At 45.7% G+C, this 18,320-nt stretch carries 16 protein-coding genes, 1 tRNA gene and 1 pseudogene; all 18 read left to right on the forward strand.

Translation table 11 applies throughout. The annotated features are described in order from the left end of the window. The first annotated feature begins 16 nt into the window (after positions 1-16). The 18 genes and pseudogenes from secDF (at position 17) to atpE (ending at position 18,320) form a co-directional block, all read left to right on the forward strand. Positions 17-2,947, forward strand: coding sequence for a protein translocase subunit SecDF (gene secDF / locus ABV001_RS01005; protein WP_352421087.1), 2,931 nt, complete (start codon positions 17-19; stop codon positions 2,945-2,947). Between the two features lie 34 nt (positions 2,948-2,981). Beyond that, positions 2,982-3,054: transfer RNA gene (locus ABV001_RS01010), tRNA-Thr, on the forward strand. 106 nt (positions 3,055-3,160) lie between these two features. Next, complete coding sequence (atpD, locus tag ABV001_RS01015) at positions 3,161-4,672, forward strand: F0F1 ATP synthase subunit beta (protein WP_352421088.1); 1,512 nt, start codon at positions 3,161-3,163, stop codon at positions 4,670-4,672. An 81-nt stretch (positions 4,673-4,753) separates the two neighbouring features. Beyond that, positions 4,754-5,002, forward strand: coding sequence for a FoF1 ATP synthase subunit delta/epsilon (locus tag ABV001_RS01020; RefSeq protein ID WP_352421089.1), 249 nt, complete (start codon positions 4,754-4,756; stop codon positions 5,000-5,002). Then, entirely contained in the window at positions 4,999-5,430 is a 432-nt protein-coding gene (locus tag ABV001_RS01025; RefSeq protein ID WP_323423330.1) for a hypothetical protein, read from the forward strand. The genes ABV001_RS01020 and ABV001_RS01025 overlap by 4 nt, the downstream gene beginning before the upstream one ends. Beyond that, positions 5,430-6,527 carry a F0F1 ATP synthase subunit A gene (gene atpB / locus ABV001_RS01030; protein ID WP_323423705.1) on the forward strand — a complete coding sequence of 366 codons (1,098 nt, stop codon included), beginning with the start codon at positions 5,430-5,432 and terminating at the stop codon, positions 6,525-6,527. The genes ABV001_RS01025 and atpB overlap by 1 nt, the downstream gene beginning before the upstream one ends. Before the next feature lie 79 nt (positions 6,528-6,606). Then, positions 6,607-7,074, forward strand: coding sequence for a hypothetical protein (locus ABV001_RS01035; protein ID WP_323423331.1), 468 nt, complete (start codon positions 6,607-6,609; stop codon positions 7,072-7,074). Positions 7,075-7,269: 195 nt separating this feature from the next. Further along, positions 7,270-7,623 carry an NADH-quinone oxidoreductase subunit A gene (locus ABV001_RS01040; RefSeq protein WP_323423332.1) on the forward strand — a complete coding sequence of 118 codons (354 nt, stop codon included), beginning with the start codon at positions 7,270-7,272 and terminating at the stop codon, positions 7,621-7,623. Further along, positions 7,614-8,159, forward strand: a pseudogene (locus ABV001_RS01045) (NADH-quinone oxidoreductase subunit B); the annotation flags it as partial. The gene ABV001_RS01040 and the pseudogene ABV001_RS01045, both read left to right, overlap by 10 nt. A 236-nt stretch (positions 8,160-8,395) precedes the next feature. Further along, the gene (locus ABV001_RS01050; RefSeq protein WP_323423333.1) at positions 8,396-10,027 is read left to right on the forward strand and encodes an NADH-quinone oxidoreductase subunit D; all 1,632 of its coding nucleotides are present in this window, start codon (positions 8,396-8,398) and stop codon (positions 10,025-10,027) included. A gap of 28 nt (positions 10,028-10,055) precedes the next feature. After that, on the forward strand, positions 10,056-11,180 hold the full coding sequence (nuoH, locus tag ABV001_RS01055) for an NADH-quinone oxidoreductase subunit NuoH (protein WP_352421090.1): 1,125 nt from the start codon (positions 10,056-10,058) through the stop codon (positions 11,178-11,180). Positions 11,181-11,308: 128 nt separating this feature from the next. Next, positions 11,309-11,791 carry a 4Fe-4S binding protein gene (locus tag ABV001_RS01060; protein ID WP_323423335.1) on the forward strand — a complete coding sequence of 161 codons (483 nt, stop codon included), beginning with the start codon at positions 11,309-11,311 and terminating at the stop codon, positions 11,789-11,791. 151 nt (positions 11,792-11,942) lie between these two features. After that, positions 11,943-12,488, forward strand: a complete 546-nt coding sequence (locus tag ABV001_RS01065; protein WP_352421091.1) for an NADH-quinone oxidoreductase subunit J family protein — start codon at positions 11,943-11,945, stop codon at positions 12,486-12,488. Positions 12,489-12,491: 3 nt separating this feature from the next. After that, entirely contained in the window at positions 12,492-12,836 is a 345-nt protein-coding gene (gene nuoK / locus ABV001_RS01070; protein ID WP_294079000.1) for an NADH-quinone oxidoreductase subunit NuoK, read from the forward strand. A gap of 5 nt (positions 12,837-12,841) precedes the next feature. Next, positions 12,842-14,770: an NADH-quinone oxidoreductase subunit L gene (gene nuoL / locus ABV001_RS01075; RefSeq protein ID WP_352421092.1), complete on the forward strand. Its 1,929-nt coding sequence runs from the start codon at positions 12,842-12,844 to the stop codon at positions 14,768-14,770. A 51-nt stretch (positions 14,771-14,821) separates the two neighbouring features. Beyond that, positions 14,822-16,285, forward strand: a complete 1,464-nt coding sequence (locus ABV001_RS01080; RefSeq protein ID WP_352421093.1) for a complex I subunit 4 family protein — start codon at positions 14,822-14,824, stop codon at positions 16,283-16,285. 59 nt (positions 16,286-16,344) lie between these two features. Continuing rightward, positions 16,345-17,772, forward strand: coding sequence for an NADH-quinone oxidoreductase subunit N (locus tag ABV001_RS01085; protein ID WP_352421094.1), 1,428 nt, complete (start codon positions 16,345-16,347; stop codon positions 17,770-17,772). A 278-nt stretch (positions 17,773-18,050) separates the two neighbouring features. Then, positions 18,051-18,320, forward strand: a complete 270-nt coding sequence (gene atpE, locus ABV001_RS01090) for an ATP synthase F0 subunit C (protein ID WP_323423340.1) — start codon at positions 18,051-18,053, stop codon at positions 18,318-18,320.

The following is an 18,320-nucleotide window of genomic DNA, read 5'->3' on the forward strand; positions in this document are numbered from 1 at the left end:
AAAAAGTAATATTGAAATGCAAAACAAAGGATTCATTCAAGTTTTCAGTATTATCCTGACGCTTATCAGTTTGTTTTATCTCTCTTTTACTGTAGTGGGGAGACAATACAACAAAAAAGCGGATCAATACGCCAATGGAGACTTAGCCCTGAAAAATCAGTATCTTGATTCCCTTTCCACCGAGAAAGTATACCTGAATTATACGCTGAAGCAGGTTCGTAGTAAGGAAATCGGACTGGGACTCGACCTGAAAGGGGGTATGAACGTTACCCTCGAAATCGACGCAGCACAGGTAATCGCCTCATTGGCTAATACCGATGACCCTCAATTCAATCAGGCATTGAGAGAGTCCGTTGCTCAAAACCGGCGTGGTAGTTCATCCGACTTTATCTCACTATTCAGGCAAAATTACGAACGGATAGCGCCCGATGGAAGGCTGGCCAATATCTATAGCATTACCATGGGCGACAGGGTACGTCCCACTGCCAGCAACGATGAGGTAATCACCATATTGCGCAACGAACTGACCAGTGTGGCCAATAACTCGTTCAACGTATTGGCTACCCGTATCGACCGTTTTGGAGTAGTTGCTCCCAATATACAGAAACTGGATCGGGCAGAACGCATTTTGGTGGAGCTCCCCGGGATTACAGAACCGGAACGTGTGCGTAACCTTTTACAGGGAAGTGCCAATCTCGAATTCTGGAAGACTTACAATGTAAGTGAACTGGGAAACTATTTCAACGAAATGAATGCCCGTTCGAGTGAATATGCGATGGCACAAAGATCAAGTCAGGCGACTACCGATACCACAGCCACAGACGTTGAAGGGACTATAACTGAAGATTCTGTTGATCAAGGCAATTCACTTCCGTTACCCCTATTTGAAGAGGAAAGAGAAAAAATCGTCATAAACAAAAGCTTTATAGAGTACTTCAATGAGCCCTACTTTGCCATGGGCGGAGCCGGGGGACCGGTCGTGGGATCCGTATCGAAACTCGATACCGCCGAAGTGAATTTTCTATTGAACAGATACAAAGACATATTCCCTGCCGACGTTAAGTTTAAATGGGGGTTCAAAGCTATAGACAACCGTGAGACTTACTTCCAGTTGTTCGCCCTCAAAGGTGACGGCAGTAAGCGGGGACCGGCATTGGATGGTGACGTAATAACAAATGCCAAAGCCGACCAGGGACAAAGAGGATCGGCATGGGAAGTGAGTATGACGATGAACTCCTCAGGTGCCAGCCGCTGGGCAACCATCACCGGCGCAGAAATTGGTAAATCCATCGCCATCGTACTGGATGGTTATGTGTATTCAGCACCTACCGTCAATGGACGAATTGACGGAGGACGCTCCCAAATCACCGGTAATTTCACACCACAGGAAGCCCAGGACCTGGAGAACGTGCTTAAGTCAGGTAAGATGCAAGCCGGTGTCCGCATCGTACAGGAAGACGTGGTAGGTCCGTCTCTCGGACAGGAAGCCATCCGCGACGGATTTGTATCTTTTCTGATTGCATTGGTGGTGCTCTTTATTTTCACTTGTATGCTCTATGGCGTCATCCCGGGCATGGTGATCAACGGAGCCTTGCTTCTCAACTTCTTCTTCACCTTGGGAGCCCTCGCTGCATTCCAGGCCGTGCTCACCCTTCCCGGTATTGCCGGTATGATCCTGTCGCTCGCCATGGCGGTCGATGCCAACGTACTTATCAATGAGCGTATCAAAGAAGAACTGGCAGCAGGGAAAACGATCAAACGGGCATTGGAAGATGGATATAAGAATGCCTTTTCTGCTATCTTCGACTCTAACCTCACAACGATCATCACAGGGATCATCCTCGCCATTTTTGGTGTAGGTGCCATCAGGGGATTTGCGGTTACACTTATTATAGGTATTGCCGTTTCATTCCTTACTGCCGTATTCATTACCCGTCTGGTATACGAAAACCGCTTAGGTAAGGACAAATGGTTGAATCTCACTTTCAATACAGGATTCTCCAGGGCTATTTTCAGGGAGTACAATTTCGACTTCATCAAGAACAGCAAGAACGTGATTATTGCCATCGGCATTTTCGTGGTTGTCAGTGTGATTTCACTCTTTACACTTGGATTGAATTCAGGGATCGATTTCACGGGTGGACGTAACTATATTGTCCGTTTCGATCAACCCGTTCGTGTAGGTGATATAGAAAATGCGTTGAACCCCTACCTCAACGAGTCGGTTCGGGCTATCACCATCGGTTCGAGCAACCAGGTACGTATCTCCACCAACTATATGATCGAAGAAGAAGGTTCCGGAGTGGAAGAGCAACTGAGGGAACTGCTGGGACAAGGGTTGAAAGAATTCATGACGCCCGGAAAAACCATCGACGACCATATACAGAGTTCACAGAAAGTGGGGCCAAGCATCGCTGAGGATATGATCAGGAATGCATTCCTGGCACTTTTCATAGCACTGATCTGCATGGGTATCTATATCCTGTCGCGTTTCCGCAACTGGGGATTCTCGCTCGGCACAGTGGCTGCACTTTCCGTAGACGCGTTTGCCGTGGTGGGATTGTACTCTTTACTTTGGAAAGTGATGCCCTTCTCCATGGAAATGGACCAGACATTCGTGGCAGCGATCCTAACCATTGTGGGTTACTCCATCAACGACAAGGTGGTGGTATTCGACCGTGTGCGTGAATACAGGCAGCTTTATCCGAAACGTGGATTACGGGATCTCTTCAACGATTCTATGAACGCCACATTGGCACGTACCATCAACACCGGATTAAGTACTATCCTTGTGATCATCTGTATTCTTATATTTGGTGGTGATGCGGTGAGAAGTTTCGTCTTTGCCATGCTTATCGGTGTGGTAGTAGGAACGGTGACCAGTTTGTTCGTAGCCGCACCGGTTGCCTATAAGATGATGGAAAACCAGCAGGACAAAAAGAAATAAGAAAACGGGTGGCGATTTAGCTACCCGTCAGCAAGCCACAATAGCTCAGTTGGTAGAGTAACGCATTCGTAACGCGTCGGTCGCGAGTTCAAGTCTCGCTTGTGGCTCTTTTTAGCGATTATGCAAATAAAATTAAAATTATTTGCGTAATCGTTTTATTTTGTACCTTTGCCTATGACCGTACATTGAATATAGAACCATATCCAAATAATTATGTCAACATTAAACGGACACATTTCTCAAATCATAGGGCCGGTAGTAGATGTGCGTTTCGAACTTTCCGGATCGCAGGAAGCAAAACTCCCTGCTATAGATGATGCTCTTCTTGTGAAACGATTGGATGGACAGAATGTCTTCCTGGAAGTACAACATCATATCGGTGAAAATATTGTTCGCACCGTGGCTATGGAAAGTACCGACGGACTCAGCCGAGGTCTTGAAGTGGAAGCATTAGGACGCCCCATCAGCGTTCCCATAGGGGAACAGATAAAAGGAAGGTTACTCAATGTGGTGGGAGCCTCAATCGATGGATTGTCAAAGCTTAGTCGGGAGAACCAGTATCCCATCCATCGCCCGGCTCCTAAATTCGAAGACCTCGTCACTTCAGAAGAGATCCTTTTTACGGGAATCAAAGTGATCGATTTGCTACAACCTTACCTCAAAGGTGGAAAAATAGGTCTATTCGGAGGTGCCGGTGTAGGAAAAACCGTCGTCATTATGGAATTGATCAATAACATCGCCAAAGGACACAACGGTTACTCTGTCTTTGCGGGTGTAGGCGAACGGACCCGTGAGGGTAACGACCTGCTCCGGGAAATGATCGAATCCGGTGTTATCAAATATGGCGACGAGTTTAAAAAGGCAATGGAAGAGGGAAAATGGGATTTGAGCAAAGTGGATTACGAAGAGGTCAAGAAATCCCAGACCACATTGGTCTTCGGACAGATGAACGAACCTCCCGGTGCCCGTGCATCCGTAGCCCTCACCGGATTGGCCGTTGCCGAATCGTTTCGAGATACGGGCGGTGAAGGAAGTGATACTTTGCTGTTCATCGACAATATCTTCCGGTTCGTACAGGCAGGATCCGAAGTATCAGCCTTGCTGGGGCGTATGCCTTCCGCAGTAGGTTATCAACCCACACTCGCTTCGGAAATGGGAACACTGCAAGAACGTATTGCCTCCACCAAATACGGGTCTATCACTTCTATCCAGGCGGTATATGTGCCGGCGGACGACCTCACCGACCCTGCGCCGGCCACTACGTTCAGTTACCTCGATGCCACCACGGTACTCGACCGCAAGATCGCCTCATTGGGTATCTATCCTGCAGTAGATCCCTTGGAATCATCATCGCGTATCCTCGATCCGGCTATTGTGGGTGAAGAACATTATCACACGGCCATGCGGGTAAAACAAATCCTACAGCGCCATAAAGAATTGCAGGATATCATTTCCATCCTCGGGATGGAGGAACTCTCAGACGAAGACCGCCTCACAGTGAACCGTGCCCGTAAAGTGCAACGCTTCTTATCGCAACCGTTCTTTATGGCTGAGCAATATACAGGACAACCCGGTGTAATGGTATCTATTGAAGATACTATCAAAGGGTTCAAGATGATCCTTGACGGAACCCTCGATCATTATCCCGAATCGGCTTTTATGAACGTAGGGACTATTGAAGAAGCCGTTGAAAAAGGCGATAAACTCCTGGAGGATAGTAAGTAAAAGGTGGAAAAGTGGAAAAGTGCCTAAGTGATTAAGTGCCTAGGTGAAAAATAGTAATTAGTAATTGGTAATTTTACAAATATGACGCTGGAAATTCTTACACCTGAGTCTGTTTATTATAAAGGAGATGCTGAGTCTGTCACTCTACCGGGAGTTTTGGGTTCATTCCAGATACTGAACAACCATGCCCCCATTATTTCATCGCTGAGCAAAGGAACGCTCTCTTTTACGGCAAACGGTGAGACCCGGAAGATCGAAATAACGGACGGATTAATGGAGATGCATCAAAATAAAGTGACGGTTTGCCTGGATGAAATCTTAAAAAAATGAAGAAACTAACGATATATTTTTTGATTTTGCATACTGTCATGTTGCTCATCGCCGGATTCGGGTTGTGGTTTCTTCTGCATGAGTTATATCCGGAATTGCTGATCGACTATTATTTTGTGATCCCACTCTTTTTCTACTTGATGGGAGTCATCTTTATTTCCCGGTTCAGACATACTCCCATCAATGAGCCAAAGAAGATGGTCAACCTCTATATGCTTATGCGCATGATCAAAGTGTTTTTTTCATTCGTAATTTTACTTATATATTGGTTCTTAGACAAACAGCATATTCGTAATTTCGCCATTATCTTTATCGTTTTCTATCTTATCAGCCTGATTTGGGAGACCTATATTTACCTCAGGATGGAGCTCTATTTTAAATATAAAGATAAACAGCAAAAAAATGCCCAAAAGGAAATCGAATCATGATGAAACGAGTATTATACATATCTGGCCTGTCAGTACTTCTTTTTCTTATGGCTTCTCCGGCGTGGTCCGCGAATCAGGAAGACGCAAAAGAAGAGCTGAATGCAAAAGAGTTTATCACCGAACATTTGGCAGATTCATATGAATGGCAGATTGTAAGTGACGGCACGAGACATCTCGCCATCCCTCTTCCGGTAATATTGCATAGCAAAACCACCGGATGGCATCTTTTTTCCTCTGCTCATTTTCATCATGGTACAAACTCTTACAAAGGTTTTGAGATTGCATCCGACGGTAAATATAAAGGTAAAATAGTAGAGGTCGGTGACAATGGAAATATCTCCCGTCCGCTCGATCTCTCGCTCACTAAAAATGCCGCATCCCTGCTCTTCGCCTCCCTACTGGTGATTCTGATCATTATGGGTGTAGCACGATTGCTGAAACGTGATCCGATGAAACCCCGGAAAGGCTTCCCGGGAATGATTGAGATGCTCGTGCTATCAATCAATGATGACGTCATAAAACCTTCCATCGGGAAAGATTATCAAAGATATGCCCCTTACCTGCTTACCGTTTTTTTCTTTATCTTTACGAATAACTTGCTGGGATTAATTCCTATCTTCCCGGGAGGAGCCAATGTGACCGGAAATATAGCCATCACTTTCGTCCTGGCAATTATGACATTTTTAATCGTCAACTTAACCGGGACAAAAGAATACTATAAGGAAATATTTTGGCCGGATGTCCCCACCTGGCTCAAGGTGCCCATCCCTTTGATGCCGATAGTAGAGATTGTGGGTACACTCACCAAACCGTTTGCATTGATGATCCGTCTTTTTGCCAATATGATGGCCGGGCACTCCATCGTATTAGGGTTGACAATGCTGATTTTTATCACGGCAAGCCTGGGAGTGGCGATCAATGCTTCGATGACTGTCCTGTCTGTTATCTTCACCGTTTTTATCGATCTGGTAGAGCTTCTTATCGCTTACATCCAGGCCTATGTCTTCACGTTGCTTTCAGCCGTTTTCATTGGCCTCGCACGTATAGAACCTCATTCAGAAAAGAAAAAAGTGACTTCCACCGGACAGGCTGCATAAAAAGAGAAGGTTTAATCAAATTTATTGATTACCTTTGCACGCGAATTCAGGAATAGGGTTGGAATAAGGTTATTGTTAAATGATGAAACAGTTTCTTCTTTATTTATTTTGCATTTCCATCACGTTACAGTCGGTTATAGGGCAGTTTATGTTCTATGATCATTCGACCGACACTTTTTATACCTCAATACCTTCCTTTTTTTCCGATAAAAAACAAGATGCCCGCTTTCACCATACGACAAATATAACGCAACAAGAACGCCTCCACAACAGGAAAGTTTATGTGAATAAAGTCGAAAATGTTGTTGAACTTCCCAAATTTGTACGCGACTCCGTGGTGGAACATCTGTTCTCCCCTTCCAGTTGTCCGGAAGCCGGACATACTTTCATCTTCTTTTCATATCTCTTTCTCGGACATTGTTTCGATTTGTTCGTGATTGAAGAAAAGATCAATAATCTTGTACATTCTTATGCTGCTTTTTTTAGAAATATCGAGATAGGGCTTCCCGCTACAAAACTCATATACCCCTATCATAACTTTTACTGATACCTGATACGTCTATCCTCTTATGCCGGTTAGGGAGTTCACCCGGACACCGGACACCGGATTACTATTGATCCTCGGGATTATTTATTGATTTTTCGGTTTATTTATTGCCCGTATGCAAATCCATTTATGCTGCGGAGTAATAAACTCATATAAACGAATTTCACTTATTATCACATCAAAACAATTATTGTAATGGATAACTTATCACTTTTCGTGGTGGTTTTGTTGGCGGGCATTGTGTTGGTGGCGGTCGGCATAAGTGTCGCCCGGCTCCTCTCACCTACATCCGTCAATTTCCAGAAAGGGGAACCCTATGAATGCGGACTTCCCACACATGGCACATCCTGGATGCAATTCAGGGTGGGATATTACCTGTATGCCATTCTGTTCCTGATGTTCGACGTGGAAACGATTTTCCTCTTTCCATGGTCAACCGTAGTACGGGATCTCGGACTGGCAGGATTGGTCAATATCCTGATTTTTGTCGTAATACTGGGATTAGGCCTGGCCTACGCCTGGAAAAAAGGTGTTTTAAAATGGACGTAAAAGATATAAAAATCAAGGGCTTTCCTGCAGAAGAGTTCAAGGATAACGACACACTGCAATCGTATATCGACCAGCTAAAGGCCGGCGGTACTCCGTTGGTACTGGGTAAGCTTGATGAGATAGTCAACTGGGGACGCTCCAACTCATTATGGCCCCTTGCCTTTGCCACCAGTTGCTGTGGTATTGAGTTTATGGCAGCCGCTGCTGCACATTACGACCTGGCCCGTTTTGGAATGGAGGTAACACGTAACAGTCCAAGGCAAGCCGACCTGATGGTGGTAGCCGGTACCATTGTCAATAAAATGGCACCACTCTTACGGCGGGTATACGACCAGATGGCAGAACCGAAATATGTGGTGGCAATGGGCGCATGCGCTATATCGGGTGGCCCCTTTGTGAATTCCTACCATGTTGTCAGCGGAGTGGATAAAATTATTCCGGTAGATGTATACATACCCGGTTGCCCTCCACGCCCCGAATCACTTTTTTACGGCTTACTCCAATTACAACGTAAAGTGAAAGTCGAGAAATTTTTCGAACAAAGGCATATTGTACGGCCCTACAATCCGGACACACTGACTGACCCGGAAACAGGAGAAACTATTGACCCGGGAACTTAGATAATTACGAATTATCAATTACCAATTACCAATTACTAATTACTAATTACTAATTACCAATTACCAATTAGTATGGGTTCTTGGTTCTTGGCTCTAAAAGTCTTGGTTCCAGTAATCTTTACTCTTTACTCTTTATTCTTTACTCAAAATAAATGAAAGATATTCAACAATTTATATCGGAAGTTGTGGATGACGCGGTGATTGAAGAGAAACAAAAACTTACCGTCACGGTCGTACCCGCACAGGCACACCCGCTGCTCAAGGCCCTCCATGACCACAAGGAGCTGTCTTTCGACTACCTTGTCGCCCTTATAGGAATGGATTGGGGAGATAAGCTGGGCGTAATCTATCTGCTCTCCTCTTCCGACAACCCGGACAAGGAAATTGTGGTCATCACAGCAACCGAAAATCGGGACAATCCCCTCCTCTATTCGGTGACCGACATATACGAAACGGCTCACCTCAATGAACGTGAAGCTTATGCCCTACTCGGCATCCGGTTCATTAACAACCCCGATATGCGCCGCTTCCTGTTATCCGACAACTGGAAAGGATTTCCTCTCAGAAAGGATTATGACGGCAGCCCGGGACTGAACCCCATCACTGTGGTCAATAAAGAAATCACTGACATTGCTCCCCGGATCATGGAAGATGCCAACGGGAATTTGGTAGAGAGTACCACCAAAATATTTGAAGATGATGATTATATCATCAATATAGGTCCCCAGCATCCTTCCACTCACGGGGTAATGCATTTCAGGACCGCACTCAACGGGGAAGTCGTCAAGAAAATCGATGTCAAGAGCGGATATATCCACCGGGGTATCGAAAAACTATGTGAAAGCCTCACCTATCCACAGATACTGCATTTTACCGACCGGCTGGATTACCTCTCGGCCAATATCAACCGCCATGCACTCTGCCTGTGTGTAGAAAAAGCAGCCGGAATTGAAGTGCCGCCACGGGCGGAATATATCCGTGTGATTATGGATGAACTGAATCGTATCAGTTCCCACCTGCTGGCATTCGCCGCACACTGTAACGATCTGGGGGCTACCACCGCTTTTATCTATGGAATGCGGGAACGGGAACATATCCTCGACATCTTCGACAAAACCTGCGGTGGACGGCTGATTATCAACCAGGACGTGATAGGAGGAGTCATGTTTGATATCTATAACGATTTCCGGAAAGATGTAAAAGCATTTATCCCCTATATGCGTGACAAGTTGAAAGAATACGACGATTTCTTTTCACATAACCCCATCGTACTCAGACGTATGATCGGCGTAGGCAACCTGAGCTTGGCAGACGCCGTCAGTTATGGTGTGACGGGCCCTGCCGGTCGGGGATCGGGATGGTCGTGCGACGTGCGCAAATACAAACCCTACTCCCTCTACAATCAGATAGAATTCAAGGAAGTGATCCGTACCGAAGGCGACTCCTATGCACGTTATATGAATCGCCTGGAAGAAATAGAAATATCATTACAAATCATTGAACAATTGATCGACAATATTCCTGAAGGCAAGATACTTGCCACGGTAAAACCGGTGTTGCGACTACCCGAAGGACAGTATTTCCAGAGTGTGGAAACCGGCAAGGGTGAATTTGGAGTTTTCATTGAGAGCAAAGGCGATAAATACCCTTACAGGCTGAAATTCCGGTCTCCCTCCCTGTCTGCCGTTTCAGTAATGCCATTGATCTGTAAGGATGAACTACTCTCCGACTTCATCGGCATCGGCGGATCCATGGATTATGTGATACCCGATATAGACCGATAAGTAGCAAAAAATTAATCGTTGTAATCGTATGAACTACAAACAGCCATTAGAACTGAGCGGATTGCTCTTGCAACTCGATTTATTCCTCAGGGGTAATCTGCCGCCGTTTTGGGCATCATTGATTGAAGGCTTACTGATCCTTATTGCAGTATTGGCTGCCTATGCGGTAATTGCCTTAATCCTGATTTATGCAGAACGAAAAGTAACCGCTTTTTTTCAGGCGCGATTAGGTCCCAACCGCGTGGGTAAATATGGTTTTATCCAGAGTATAGCCGATATGATCAAAATATTGATCAAAGAGATTATCCATATCAACAGGGTGGACAGGTTCCTGTTTTATGCTGCCCCTTTCTTTGTAATATGCGCTTCGGTAATGGCCTTTGGTGCCATACCGTTCGGACAGGGCTTACAAGCGGTCGATTTTAACATTGGAATCGTCTACGTGTTAGCCGTTTCTTCGCTGGGCATCATCGGCGTACTTCTGGCCGGTTGGTCGAGTAACAATAAATACTCGATGATCGGAGCCATGAGAAGTGGTGCCCAGTTCATCAGCTATGAGCTCTCGGCCGCCTTCGCACTGATGACCATCGTGGTAATGACCGGTACGATGCAGTTGTCGGAGATAGTCGAGAACCAGCGTTATGCCTGGAATATTTTCAACGGGCACATACCGGCCATAGTCGCTTTTGTGATCTACCTGATTTCAGGGCATGCAGAGACAAACCGTGGGCCGTTCGACCTGCCCGAAGCCGAAGGCGAGCTCACCGCAGGATACCATACCGAATATTCAGGTATGCAATTCGGTTTTTATTATCTCGCCGAATACCTCAATATGTTTATTATCGCTGCTGTGGCCACTACCGTCTTTCTGGGCGGATGGATGCCTATCCAGATAAAAGGGATGGACACTTTCAATCAGATCATGTGGTACATCCCTTCGTATGTGTGGTTTATTGTGAAAACGGCCATATTGGTGTTTGTCAGCCTATGGGTACGCTGGTCGTTTCCGCGGTTGCGCATCGATCTGTTGCTCAATCTGGAATGGAAATACCTGCTTCCCATTAACCTGGTGAACATTCTTATAATGGTATTGACAGTACTGGCCGGATGGACGCTGACCGACCTGTTTCCCAACCTTTTCGGTAATGGATAATGAAGAGTGAATAATGAAGAGTGAAGAGTGAAGAATGAGTGCCTAAGTGATTAAGTGGCTAGGTGGTTAGGGATTTTAATTCTTAATTCTTAATTCTTAATTCTTAATTAATTTTTAATTTAAAAAGAATGCAATCATTTTCAAAATATATTTCCGGTATTTTCACGGCACTCAGGTCGCTTCTGAAAGGGATGGGTGTTACCTGGAAAGAGTTCTGGACAAAAAAAGTGACTATGGAATATCCCGAAAACAGGGAAACGCTGGTCATCTCCGACCGTTGGCGATCTGAACTGATCATGCCGCACGACGAAAACAATGAACATGCCTGTACCGCCTGTGGTATTTGCATGATGAATTGTCCCAACGGCACCATCAAGGTGATATCTGCTTCTATTGCGACGGAAGAGGGTAAAAAGAAAAAAATACTGGATAAGCATATCTGGGATTACGGGAGTTGCACCTACTGTAACCTCTGCGTCATCACTTGTCCCTCCGATGCCATCATCTTCAACAATGACTTCGAGGGAGCGGTATTCGACAGGAACAAGTTGGTCCACCAACTGAATAAACCGGGATCAAAATTAAGAGACAAGAAAGTGAAGAATGAATAATGAAGAGTGAATAATGAAGAGTGAAGAGTGAAGAGTGAAGAATGAGTACCTAAGTGATTAAGTGCCTAGGTGGTTAGGGATTTTAATTCTTAATTCTTAATTCTTAATTCTTAATTCTTAATTCTTAATTCTTAATTAATTTATAGCAACTATGACACAACAAATTATATTTTCGATTTTGGCCATTGCGATAGCACTGTTTTCGGTACTGGCCGTCACAAGCAAACGGATCATCCGTTCGGCGATATATCTGCTGTTCGTTCTCTTGGCAACAGCCGGATTATTCCTGATGCTCAACTACCATTTCCTTTTTGCTGTACAGGTTACCGTGTACGCCGGAGGTATCATGGTATTGTTTATTATGGCAATATTCCTTACCCACAAACCGGGTAAGATCATGGAGCGGAGAACAAACTTGAAATTAATATTATCGATGTTGCTCTCCTCCGGGGGATTGGTTTTATGCGGATACATCATTCTTCGGAATGTTACCCGCACCTACAATTACCTGAAAGTAAGCGAAATGAATATGCAGGATATAGGTCATGCAATGATGGGTACCGGAAAATACCAGTTCCTGCTGCCCTTTGAAGCCATCAGCTTGCTATTGCTGGCATGTATCATCGGCGCCATCATGATCGCGAGAAAAGAAAAGAATATCGAAACAAACGACAATAAAGATTTAGATCATCAATAAAATATGGGAGAATTAATAGTAAATACATCCGGGGGAGCGCCGATCCCCTTAACGGCATACCTGATCGTAAGCCTGATTATGTTCTTTGCCGGGATTTACGGTTTCTTCACTCGTAAGAACCTGATCCTGATCCTGATTTCCATCGAGTTGATCCTGAACTCGGTCGACATCAATTTTGCCGCATTCAACCGCTACCTGTTCCCCGACCGGATGGAAGGTCTGTTCTACGCGTTGTTCGTCATTGCCATTTCAGCCTGTGAAACAGCAGTAGCCATCGCCATTGTGATCAACGTGTACCGGAAATTCGGCAATACCGAGGTCGATAATATACAACAAATGAAAAATTAATGGATATGGACTATACACTACTCATTTTGCTGTTGCCTTTGTGCTCATTTCTGGTTATCGGTTTATCGACCACAAAATTAAAACCGGCTCTGGCCGGAACGGTGGGGACCCTATCCCTTGCAGCGGTCACCCTATTATCTTATTATACCGCCTATGCCTACTTTACTACCCAAAATGTAAACGGCATATGGCAAACGCTTACTCCTTATAACCTCACATGGCTGCAGGTAGGAGAAAAGCTGCATATCGACCTGGGTATCCTGATCGATCCCATTTCGGTGTTGATGCTGGTGGTTATTTCTACCGTATCGCTGATGGTACATATCTATAGCATGGGTTATATGAAAGGAGAAAAGGGATTTCAGCGTTATTATGCATTCCTGTCGCTTTTCACCTTCTCAATGCTCGGTTTGGTACTGGCGACCAACATCTTCCAGATGTATATCTTCTGGGAGTTGGTTGGCGTTTCTTCTTACCTCCTGATTGGCTTTTATTATACCAAACCGGCGGCGGTAGCAGCTTCCAAGAAAGCATTCATCGTTACCCGGTTCGCCGATTTCTTTTTCCTTATCGGAATACTGGTGCTCTCCTACTTCAGCCAGACCTTCGACTTCGGAATGCTTCTGACCGGTGACGGCAGCATCCTCAGCGGGGCGATGGGATCTACCTTTATCGGTGCATCGGCCCTCACTTGGGCAATGGCATTGATCTTTATCGGCGCTGCCGGAAAGTCGGCCATGTTCCCCCTTCATATCTGGCTGCCCGACGCGATGGAAGGACCTACTCCCGTATCGGCATTGATCCACGCCGCCACGATGGTGGTAGCCGGCGTATATCTGGTAGCGCGGATGTTCCCCATTTATATCGGTTTCACCCCCGAAGTCCTGCAGGGCATTGCTTATGTAGGTGCTTTCACCGCCATGTTTGCCGCGGTGATCGCTATTGTACAGACCGATATCAAGCGGGTGCTCGCCTTTTCCACCATCTCCCAGATAGGATTTATGATGGTCGCCCTTGGCGTTTCCACCTCGATGCAACTGGCAGAACACGAGCACGGTGGATTGGGATATATGGCTTCAATGTTCCACCTGTTCACTCATGCCATGTTCAAATCATTGCTGTTCCTTGGTGCCGGATCGATCATCCATGCAGTACACAGCAACGAGATGGCAGATATGGGCGGATTGAGGAAATATATGCCCATCACCCATATCACCTTCCTGATTGCCTGTCTGGCTATAGCGGGAATCCCTCCTTTTTCGGGATTTGTAAGCAAGGACGAGATCATGACTGCCGCCTATGGTTTCGGCACGGGAATGGGCGTTTGGATGACCATCACGGCTGGGTTGACGGCCTTTTATATGTTTCGCCTCTATTACCGTATTTTTTGGGGCAAAGAATATGAGACACACAAAAATCCTATTCCTCATGAAAGCCCACGGTCGATGACTTTCCCGCTGATGTTCCTGGCACTGCTCACTCTTGTGGGAGGATTTATACCTTTCGGAAAATTCGTTACGGCCGACCATACCCAATATACGATCCATCTGGATACCACCATCGCCATCATCAGTGTAGTGGTGGCATTGGCGGCAATAGGACTGGCAACCCTCCTTTACCGGAAAGAAAATGACCAGCCGGCACGGCTTGCAGTCAGAGTAGAAGGGTTGTATAAAGCCGCCTATCACAGGTTTTATATAGATGAAGTGTATCAATTTATTACCAGGAAGATTATCTTCAACGGCATCTCCCGTCCTTTCGCCTGGTTCGACCGTCATGTGATCGACGGCGCCATAAACGGCCTGGGATGGATTACCCTCCGTACTTCCGAGGCCGTCAAAGGATTCCAGTCAGGAAACGTACAGTGGTATGCCTGGGTATTCCTCTTCGCCACGCTGCTGATCACATTCCTGACAATTATATTCACCCATTAATTCCATTATCACTACCTGTCCCGATTTATCGGGATTATCACATCAACTCATATGAACTTCTTAACAATATTCATCCTGATCCCACTGGTTATGTTGCTTTCCTTGTTCGCAGCAGCGAACCGCAAGCAGGTGCTGGCTATAATGGTAACCGGCAGCATCGCACTGGTGGCAGCATCCGTCTATCTGGTAATCCGTTATGCCACTGAAAACAGCATTGCTTCCGGCACCATGCTCTTCACCTCCACCCACATGTGGTATAAGCCGCTGAACATAGGCTTTTCATTGGGTGTGGACGGCGTTTCGGTAGCAATGCTCTGCCTCTCTTCAGTGATTGTTCTCACCGGCACCTTCATTTCGTGGAATATCCAACCCCTCACCAAAGAGTTTTTCCTGTGGTTCTGCCTGCTCTCCTTAGGAGTATTCGGATTCTTCATCACCACCGACCTGTTCACCCTATTTATGTTTTATGAAGTAGCACTCATCCCCATGTACCTCTTGATCGGTATCTGGGGCAGCGGAAAAAAGGAGTACTCCGCCATGAAGCTAACACTGATGTTGATGGGTGCATCCTCTTTACTGTTGGTGGGAATCCTCGGAATCTACTTCAGTGCGGGAGCGGTAAGCATGAACATCCTCGATATTGCCAACATCCACATTCCATTGGATAAACAACTCTTCTTCTTCACCCTTACTTTTATCGGCTTTGGTGTGCTGGGCGCCCTTTTCCCGTTTCATACCTGGTCACCCGACGGTCATGCTTCGGCCCCTACGGCCGTGTCGATGCTTCACGCCGGCGTATTGATGAAACTGGGAGGATACGGATGCTTCCGTGTATCGATTTACCTGATGCCGGAGGCCGCTGAAATATTGGCTCCCCTATTCCTTGTGCTTACGGCTACGGGTGTCTTCTACGGCGCGTTGTCGGCAATCCACCAACGCGACCTGAAATATATCAATGCCTATTCATCGGTGAGCCATTGCAACCTGGTGTTGTTCGCCATCCTGATGCTCACACGTACCGCCATGACGGGAGCCGTGCTGCAAATGCTTTCGCACGGCTTGATGACAGCCCTTTTCTTCGCCCTGATCGGTACCATCTATCAACGCACCCATACCCGCATGATTACCGAAATGGGAGGCCTGATGAAAGTAATACCCTTCCTGGGAGTGGCTTTTGTGATCGCAGGGTTGGCCTCACTGGGGCTTCCGGGGCTTAGCGGTTTCGTATCGGAGATGACAATTTTCATCGGTTCATTTGAGCATGCCGATCTTTTCAGAAGAGTACTCACCATCATAGCCATATCATCCATCGTTATCACTGCGGTCTATATCCTCCGGATGGTCGGTAAGTTCCTCTACGGACCGATCCAAAACGGACAGCATGCTGCATTGACTGATGCTGTCTGGTATGAGAAACTGGCAGTAGTGATATTGATCTCAGGAATTGCCTATATCGGCATGTTCCCTTTGGGATTGTCCGATATGTTGAATCAAAGTTTGGCATTGATAAAATAACACAAGTTCATCAATCAATTCGATATATATACAACTCGAATTAAACAGATATAAAGGAAATGGAAAATTTCAGTAATTTTTTATTTATGCGTAGCGAAGTATCGCTATTGGTAGTCATTCTTATCCTGTTAGTATATGATTTGATGGCGAACAAGAGAGGGATGAAATATTTTCAACCCGTAGCTATTGCCCTGTTGGCCATACATACCCTCCTGCACATATGGCCACACGAAGCCGGCACCGCATTCGGCGGCATGTACACCTATGTTCCCATGGCAGGGGTTGTCAAAACCATCCTCAATATCGCCACGCTCATTGTATTCCTGCAGGCGGAGGCGTTCAACAGTGAGCGGATGAACAACAAAAAGGGAGAATATTATTTCCTTACCCTGATCACCCTCCTGGGATTTTATTTCATGATCTCGAGCGGTCATTTCCTCCTGTTCTATATAGGTTTGGAGATGGCTTCCATCCCCATGGGAACATTGGCAGCCATGGAGAAACAGAGTAAGAAATCGGCCGAGGCAGGCGCCAAATATATCTTGCTGGCAACCTTTTCATCCGGGATCATGCTGTTCGGAATCTCATATCTTTATGGTACTACGGGTACGCTTTACTTTGCCGATATGCCGGCATTGATTGGCGCCAACGCGCTTCAGATCATGGCATTCGTTTTCTTTATTGCGGGAATATTCTTTAAGATATCGCTTGTACCGTTCCATATGTGGACACCCGATGTATATGAAGGGGCCCCCACGAACGTTACATCCTACCTGTCGGTAGTATCGAAAGGAGCTGCTGTTTTTGCCCTGGCATTGTTACTTTACAAAGTATTCGGCAACCTCGTCACGCAATGGCAGGGCATCCTCTACGGGCTGATCATTGTAAGTATTACCCTGGCCAACCTGTTTGCCATCCGGCAGAAAAACATAAAACGGTTCCTCGCATTTTCCTCCATCTCCCAGGCAGGATATATAGTATTGGGGATTGTCGGGGGAACGGCATTCGGCATGACCACCCTCGTCTATTATATATTCGTGTACCTCTTTTCCAACCTGGCCGCTTTCGGAGTGATTGCCATTATCGAAAATCGTACCGGCAAGATCAACATTCCCGATTACAAAGGGTTATACACCACCAATCCCCTATTGAGCTTCGTGATGATGTTGTCGATGTTCTCCCTCGGCGGCATTCCACCCTTCGCCGGTTTTTTCAGCAAATTCTTTATTTTTGCCGCAGCCATGGAGCAGGGATTTTATATCCTGGTACTGATCGCTGTGATCAACACCATCATTTCACTCTATTATTATCTGCTGGTGGTAAAAGCCATGTTTATCGACAAGAATGAACATCCTATCCCTTCACTGCGGACGGATAGTTATAATAAGGCAAGTCTTATATTCTGTACTGCAGGGATTTTGTTGGTAGGTATTTTCAGTATCTTCATGGAAAAAATAGATTTATTCAGTTTTGCAATGATACAATAAAAAGGTGTTTTGAGGATAAAAAGAAAGCAAAAGAATATGCCTCTAAGGTTTTGGAATTGAAACCTGATGATGATACTTCTCTTACAATAATGGAAGTCCTGAATAATTAGCTTATTCAAACCTTCATCGGGTTTTAACTTTAGTTCGGTATACAAAATAGCCGTTTGAGTAATTTTTAGACACAGGTATTATATAAAATCTTATCTTTGCATAGTTAAAGCAAAGGATGAGAATCGCTTTTCTATTATAGATTTCACAACAAATCAAAAATAAATGTTATGGTATTACTTACAGTTTTATTACAGACAGTCGGTACAATATTACAGGTAAGCGCCGACGGGTTAGGATCATTTGGTGCGGCCATAGGGATAGGTCTTGCAGCCATTAGTGCGGGGATTGGAATCGGTAAGATCGGGGGATCTGCCATGGAAGGCATCTCCCGTCAACCCGAATCAGCCTCCGATATCAGGATGAACATGATCATTGCAGCGGCACTTATAGAAGGGGTTGCCTTGTTTGCAGTAGTTGTCTGTGGCTTTATTCTCTAA

This window comes from Proteiniphilum sp. (assembly GCF_040307845.1).
GTDB lineage: Bacteria > Bacteroidota > Bacteroidia > Bacteroidales > Dysgonomonadaceae > Proteiniphilum.